This is a genomic window from Micromonospora sp. DSM 43699 (assembly GCF_055517075.1).
On record NZ_JBTMMT010000057.1, the window covers coordinates 35,940 to 42,554 of the forward strand.

A 6,615-nucleotide genomic window follows, 5' to 3' on the forward strand; every position below is an offset into this window, starting at 1 on the left:
GGACGTACTGCCGACATCCGGCCGAGACAGCGCCGATCGGTACGACGGCCTTCCACACTGGTCCGCATAGGCCCGCCGCCGGGAAGGAGGCACCGAGCACCGGCTCTCGCCACCCGTACGGGGGCGGTGAGCCTGCTACCAGCCCTCTATAGCCGACCCTCCGGCAACCCTGAGATGTCAGGCGCAGGCTCTCGGCCAGGGCGTCGTACGCCACCCGCTGACCGTATCCGAGCCGAGGCACTCCCAGGTCGCGGATCGATCACCTACGGGCCGGATCCGTCCCGGCTTCCGGGCGTGGTCGATCTGGCGCGGACCGTGTCATGCTGCATGGACCCGACGGGAGGACGACGATGGCTGCTGGCGATGCCGTACAGGTGCGGCCGGCGCGAGGGTCGCTGCGACCGCTGGTGTCCGGGGCGACGCTGGTCGTGGTCCTGGCGTTGCTGTTCGGGCTGCCATGGTGGACGTTGACGGTGGCGGCGCGGTGGCCGGAGCCGGTGGTGGCCGCCGGCACGAGCGTGTTCGTGGTCGCGGTGGTCGCGCTCCCCGTTCTGATGTATCTCGGGCACGGCCGCCGGCGGCTGGACGCGGCGGCCCGCGCGGGGGACACGCTCCTTGGCCTGGTCTGGATCCTCTTCGTCTGGGCGCTGCTCGGCAACGTGGCTCGGCTCCCGCTCGCCGTCGCAGGGGTCGCCGACCCGGTGCGGTCCCGGGCTGTGGCGGTCGGTGCGGCGGTCGTCTCGATCGTCCTGGCCGTCTGGGGGTACGCCGAGGCGATGCGGGTGCCCCGGGTCCGGCGGGTGGACGTGACCATCGACCGGCTGGGTGCCGGTCTCGACGGAGTCCGGGTGGTGCTGCTGACCGACACCCACTACGGCCCGATCGACCGGGCCCGCTGGTCCGCCCGCACGATCGAGGTGGTCAACGGCCTGGCCCCCGACATCGTCTGCCACACCGGCGACATCGCCGACGGCACCGTCGACCAGCGCCGGGCGCAGGCAGCGCCGCTGGGCACTGTGCAGGCCCGGCTGGCCCGGGTGTATGTGACGGGTAACCACGAGTACTACGGCCAGGCGCAGGGCTGGGTCGACCACATGCGGGCCCTCGGCTGGGAGCCCCTGCACAACCGGCACCTCGTGGTGGAGCGGGGAGGCGCCCAACTTGTCGTGGCCGGGGTCGACGACGTGACCGCCGCTTCGTCCGGCGTGGCCGGTCACCGCGCCGACCACGCCGCGGCGCTGGCCGGCACCGACCCGCGGCTGCCGGTGCTGCTGCTGGCGCACCAGCCGAAGCAGATCGACGACGCGGTCGCGGCCGGCGTGGATCTGCAACTGTCCGGGCACACCCACGGCGGCCAGATGTGGCCGTTCCACTACCTGGTCCGGCTCGACCAGCCGGTCGTGCAGGGCCTCAGCCGGCACGGCCGGACCCAGCTCTACACGAGCCGGGGGACCGGTTTCTGGGGCCCGCCGTTCCGGATCTTCGCGCCGAGCGAGATCACCCTGCTCACCCTTCGGACGGGTTAGCCCGACCAGGCCCTCACCCACGCCCCCACCTGACCGTGGTCGGGGATGCCTCGGTCAACTCTGTTGGCTATCCCGGGCCCAGAATCCGCCCGCATGTACCCGAGTCCATCAGGACCTCGCCGGACAGGACACGGCGCGAGCGACCCCGAGGTGAGCGCTCCGTGCTTCTCTGGTGACGACGCCAAGGGCGGCTACATGGACGGAACGTCGTTGATCTTCGATGATGTGCTCGACGTGTGTTCGCCAGCGGATGCCAGCCCGGGTCAACCGGTGCCGACGCGGGTCACCGCAGCCGATTGTGGTCGCAAACGGGGGTTCGTGTGCTCGAGGTGTGGGCCTGGGCTGGGCGAACACGGGTCCGGGTGCTGCGGGTGGACGTGGGCCGCTCCCTGCCACCCCAGGTGAACCCGCAGGTCGCTAGACTAGGCGCTCGCGCCCTCGTAGCTCAGGGGATAGAGCATCGGTTTCCTAAACCGTGTGTCGCAGGTTCGAATCCTGCCGGGGGCACCAACGCGGGGCCGTGACCAGCAGGAAGCCGGCCATGGGTCGACCTCACCCTCTCCGTCGCGGTTGACTTCGAGTTCCCGTACGGCGCCAGGACGCGCCGGATCGAGGTTTCCGCGGACGGACGGCATTGTCCGAAGCGAGCCGGGGCACCTGAGCACCGGACCCACCGCTCCGGTGGTCCGAAGCGCGGTCCGGGCAGAGCCGACCGGTCGCCGAGGAGGAACCGACGTGTCGAAAACCGACGAGCGACAGGTGACCCGGGAGAACCTGGGCGCCTGGCTGATCAAGGGCAACGCGGACACGGTCGACCTCGCCGGCCGGTTCGCCCGGGATCCCCGGGTGACGAGCTGGTGCGTACGCCCCGGCTACCGGGCCCGGCTGATGCGGGCCGGTCAGCCCATGCTCTTCTGGGCCAGCGGTAGCCGGGGACGGTTGCCCTACGGCGTCTGGGGGATCGGCCGGCTCATCGGCGAGCCGGTGCCCGGCGAGGAGGCCCACGCACCCTGGTCGGTGCCGCTGGAGCTGACCATCCTTCCTGAGCCGCAACGGCTGCGCCGTGACCGGTTGCGCGCCGACCCCCGGCTGGCTGGCCTGGAGGTGTTCCGTCAGCCGCAGGCGGCCAACCCGTCGTACCTGACCCGGGCGCAGTTCGCCGCCCTCGCCGCCCACCTGCCCGAGGGGGCGGTGCGCACCGGAAACTGTGGAGACCATTGACCTCACGTCCGGTGCAGGTTGTCGGATGGGGGCATGCGTGCGATTCGCCTTCACGAGTTCGGTCCCGCCACCAATCTCGTCCTCGACGACCTGCCCGACCTCACCCCCGCCCCCGACCAGGTACGTATCGCCGTGGCGGCCAGCGGGGTGCACCTGCTCGACACCACGCTGCGTCGGGGCGAGGGCGGCGGCCCGCTGCCGCTGCCGGAGCTGCCGACCGTGCCGGGCCGGGAGGTCGCGGGGACGGTCGACCTGGTAGGGGACGAGGTGGACGAGACATGGCGGGGTCGACGGGTCTTCGCCCACCTGGGCATGGTCCCGGGCGGGTACGCGGAGCAGGCGGTCGCCGCGGTCGGATCGCTGTTCGCCGTACCGGAGAAGATGGGGTTCGCCGACGCGGTGGCCCTGGTGGGTACGGGCCGGACCGCGCTCGGCGTGTTCGAGGTGGAGCCGCCGACGGCGGACGACGTGGTGCTGGTGCTGTCGGCGGCCGGCGGGATGGGTTGGTTGCTGGTGCAGGCGGCCCGGTCGGTCGGCGCGACGGTGGTCGCGGCGGCGCGGGGCGCGCAGCGGACGGCCCGACTGGGTGAACTGGGTGCGGACGTGGTGGTGGTCGACTACGACCGGCCGGACTGGACGGACCTGGTCCGGGCACGGGTCGGCGGGCCGACGCTGGTGTACGACGGGGTCGGCGGGGCGCTGGGCCGGGCCGCGCTGGAGTCGACGGCGACGGGTGGACGGTTCGTGATGTTCGGCTGGTCGGCGGGGGAGCCGACCCGGATCGGCACGGATGATCTGGTGGGGCGCAGCCTGACCGCCGGGTGGCTCGGGCAACGGCTCCGCACCAGGCCCGGGGGGATCGCCGGGTTGGCGGCCCGGTCGGTGGAGTTGGGCGGCCGGGGCTGGTGGCGTCCGCTGGTGTCGACGTACCCGCTGGCGGAGGCGGCTGTCGCGCACGCCGACCTGGAGGGCCGGCGGGCGCTGGGCAAGGTGGTGTTGACCGTCTGAAGACCGTCGATGTGGGTCACGCGTTCCGCCGCCGTCGTGCGCGCCGGGGGTGACGTCGACGGTCAGCCGGGAAGCTGGTCGGCCCGGGTGAGCACCTGGTCGATCAGGCCGTAGTCCCTGGCCTGCTCGGCGGTGAACCACCGGTCCCGGTCCCAGTCGGCCTGGATCTCGTCGAGGGTGCGCCCGCTGTGCTCGGCGATCAGCTCCTGCATGGTCCGCTTGACGTGCAGCATGTTCTCCGCCTGGATGGTGATGTCGGCGGCGGTGCCACCCATCCCACCGGACGGCTGGTGCATCATGACCCGCGCGTGCGGCAGGGCGAACCGCTTGCCCGCCGCCCCCGCGCAGAGCAGGAACTGCCCCATCGACCCGGCGAGCCCCAGCGCCAGGGTGGCCACGTCGTTGCTGACGTACCGCATGGTGTCGTAGACGGCCATGCCGGCACTTACCGAGCCACCTGGCGAGTTGATGTAGAGGTAGATGTCCCGCTTGCTGTCCTCGGCGGCCAACAGCAGGATCTGGGCGCAGATCTGGTTGGCCGAGGCGTCGGTGACCTCGGTGCCGAGGAAGATGATCCGTTCCCGCAGCAGCCGCTCGAAGACCTGGTCGCCGAAGGCTGGCTGCCCGCCGTCCAGCATGCGCACGTCGTACCCGATCATGGTGACCACCCTCCGCGTTGCCGGCGGGCGACCTCGCTCCACCCGGGGACCGGCGGGTCCAGCCTGCGCCGTCGGGCGGCCGCCACCCCAGCCTTTCTGCCCCGGGCAGATCTGCCCTCGGCAGAACCCGGCCGGCCTAACCGACCAGCAGCCGCCGCTGGCCCGTCCGGGCCCGCCGCCGCGCCAGCATCCTGGCGGTACGCGCAGCGGGGCGGGCGGTCGACAGGACGGCCGGCACCCGGACGGGCGCGACACCGGCCACCACGGCGAACCCGGACGTACCGCCGACGGGTGCCGGCGCACCACCGCCGGAGCGGAAGCCCGCGCCGCTGGAGCGGAAGCCCGCGCCGCCGACGTGGAACATCGGCGCGAAGCCGGTCGGCCCGCCGGCCCGTACCGTGGATGGGCCGCTGTTCGCCCTGGACGGACCGACCGCCGCCGTGGGTCGGCCGAATCCTGCCGTGGGTCGGCCGACCTGGAGGTGCGGACCGGTGCCGGCCCGGCGGGCGGTCGGCACCCGGCCCGGCCCGGCCAGGGTGCCGCCCGGCGGGACGGGCACCCGACGCTCGACCCGCCGTAGCTCGTCGCGGGCCTCTTCGAGCAGGTCGGACAGGTGGATCCCGAGGGCCCGGCAGATCGCCGCCAGCACCTCGGAGGAGGCTTCCTTGCGCCCGCGCTCGACCTCGGAGAGGTAGGGCAGGGACACGCCGGCGGCGGTGGCCACCTCGCGCAGCGTGCGGCCCTGGCGCAGCCGTACCCGGCGGAGCACCCCGCCGATCACCCGACGCAGCAGTGACATGCGGGCCTCCTCGTGGCCGGTGTCCCGGGACCCTCCCATCATGCCCGGTCGCCCGGCTCGGCACCGGCCCCCGGCGTCTCCCGCTGGTCCGACCGGCGGCCCGACCTGCCGCCCCACCCGTCACCCGCTATGTTGTGCTCGTGCAGGTGACCCAGGGGGAGCAGGACCGACGGTGATCCATTTCCCGGCGCAGCGGCGGGGACCGCTCAGCGCGTTGAGTCTCCGCCTGGCCGCCGCCCTGGGCCTGGTCCTGCTCACCGTGGCGGTGGTCTACCTGGACCGCAGCGGTTACCGCGACGTGGACGAGAACGGGCTGACCCTGCTCGACTGCTTCTACTACGCGGTGGTCACCCTCTCCACCACCGGGTACGGCGACATCACCCCCTACGAGCAGTCGGCCCGCCTGGTGAACGTCCTGTTCATCACCCCGGCCCGGGTGATCTTCCTGATCATCCTGGTCGGCACCACCCTGGAAGTCCTGACCGAGCAGTACCGGACCGGCCGTCGCCTGGGTCGATGGAGGAGAACCGTGAAGGACCACGTCATCATCTGCGGCTACGGCACCAAGGGTCGCAGCGCGGTCTCCGCCCTGCTGGAGAACGGCCTGGACAAGTCCCGGATCGTGGTGGTGGAGCGCAGCGGCACCGCGCTGCGGCAGGCCACCTCGGCCGGGCTGGTCGCCATCGAGGGCTCCGCCACCCGTTCGTCGGTGCTGGAGGAGGCGCACGTCCGCAACGCCAAGTCCGTCATCATCGCCACCGACAGTGACGACGCCTCGGTGCTGGTGGCGCTCACCACCCGGCAGCTCACCGCCGGTCAGGTACGCATCATCGCGGCCGTCCGGGAGGCCGAGAACGCCCCGCTGCTGCGCCAGAGCGGCGCGCACCACGTGATCGTCTCCTCGGCCACCGCGGGCCGGCTGTTGGGCCTCTCCACCTCCGCCCCGCCGCTGATCGACGTGGTGGAGGACCTGCTCACCCCCGGGCAGGGCATGGCGCTGGCGATGCGTTCCGCCGAGCGGCACGAGGTGGGCAAGTCCCCGCGTGAGCTGGAGTCCCTGGTCATCGCCCTGGTACGCCGGGGCAAGGTGGTCACCCTGGCCGACAAGGCCGGTGCGGTGATCGAGACCGGCGACATGCTCGTGCACGTCCGCGACGATCGACCCACCGCCAACACCACCGCCTCCTGACACCGTGTAGCCCGCCGAAACGGCGAGTGGCCGGCCCCTGCGTGGGGAACGGCCACTTCGACGTGTCGACGGGCGACTAGCTGATGGTCCAGGTGTCGCCGGTGTGGAGGAGGTCGGTGAGTTGTTGTTCGGGGGTGTGGGTGGTGGTGGCTTTGGCGGTGGTGATCTGTTGTTGGACGAGGTTGTCGTAGGTGGGGCGGTTGGTTTGTCGGA

General features: G+C 72.4%; 6 protein-coding genes and 1 tRNA gene. 5 read left to right on the plus strand and 2 right to left on the minus strand.

Features of this window, described 5'->3' with window-relative positions; translation table 11 throughout:
- Window positions 1-350: 350 nt before the first annotated feature.
- From AC0AIB_RS23640 to AC0AIB_RS23655, 4 genes are all read left to right on the plus strand, one after another.
- Complete coding sequence (locus AC0AIB_RS23640; RefSeq protein ID WP_328340443.1) at window positions 351-1,526, plus strand: metallophosphoesterase; 1,176 nt, start codon at window positions 351-353, stop codon at window positions 1,524-1,526.
- Between the two features lie 434 nt (window positions 1,527-1,960).
- Window positions 1,961-2,036: transfer RNA gene (locus tag AC0AIB_RS23645), tRNA-Arg, on the plus strand.
- A gap of 225 nt (window positions 2,037-2,261) precedes the next feature.
- Window positions 2,262-2,747: a hypothetical protein gene (locus AC0AIB_RS23650; RefSeq protein WP_328340441.1), complete on the plus strand. Its 486-nt coding sequence runs from the start codon at window positions 2,262-2,264 to the stop codon at window positions 2,745-2,747.
- 33 nt (window positions 2,748-2,780) lie between these two features.
- A complete protein-coding gene (locus AC0AIB_RS23655; protein ID WP_465097505.1) occupies window positions 2,781-3,755 on the plus strand; it encodes a zinc-binding dehydrogenase in 975 nt (324 codons plus the stop codon).
- Window positions 3,756-3,817: 62 nt separating this feature from the next.
- On the opposite strand, the gene AC0AIB_RS23660 is transcribed toward AC0AIB_RS23655, so the two are convergent.
- Together AC0AIB_RS23660 and AC0AIB_RS23665 are read right to left on the minus strand one after the other, a co-directional pair.
- Entirely contained in the window at window positions 3,818-4,414 is a 597-nt protein-coding gene (locus AC0AIB_RS23660; protein WP_328340437.1) for a ClpP family protease, read from the minus strand.
- A gap of 136 nt (window positions 4,415-4,550) precedes the next feature.
- Window positions 4,551-5,213: a helix-turn-helix domain-containing protein gene (locus AC0AIB_RS23665; protein WP_465097506.1), complete on the minus strand. Its 663-nt coding sequence runs from the start codon at window positions 5,211-5,213 to the stop codon at window positions 4,551-4,553.
- 172 nt (window positions 5,214-5,385) lie between these two features.
- On the opposite strand from AC0AIB_RS23665, the gene AC0AIB_RS23670 reads away from it, so the two are divergent.
- Complete coding sequence (locus tag AC0AIB_RS23670; RefSeq protein ID WP_328340433.1) at window positions 5,386-6,402, plus strand: potassium channel family protein; 1,017 nt, start codon at window positions 5,386-5,388, stop codon at window positions 6,400-6,402.
- The last annotated feature ends 213 nt before the right edge of the window (window positions 6,403-6,615 follow it).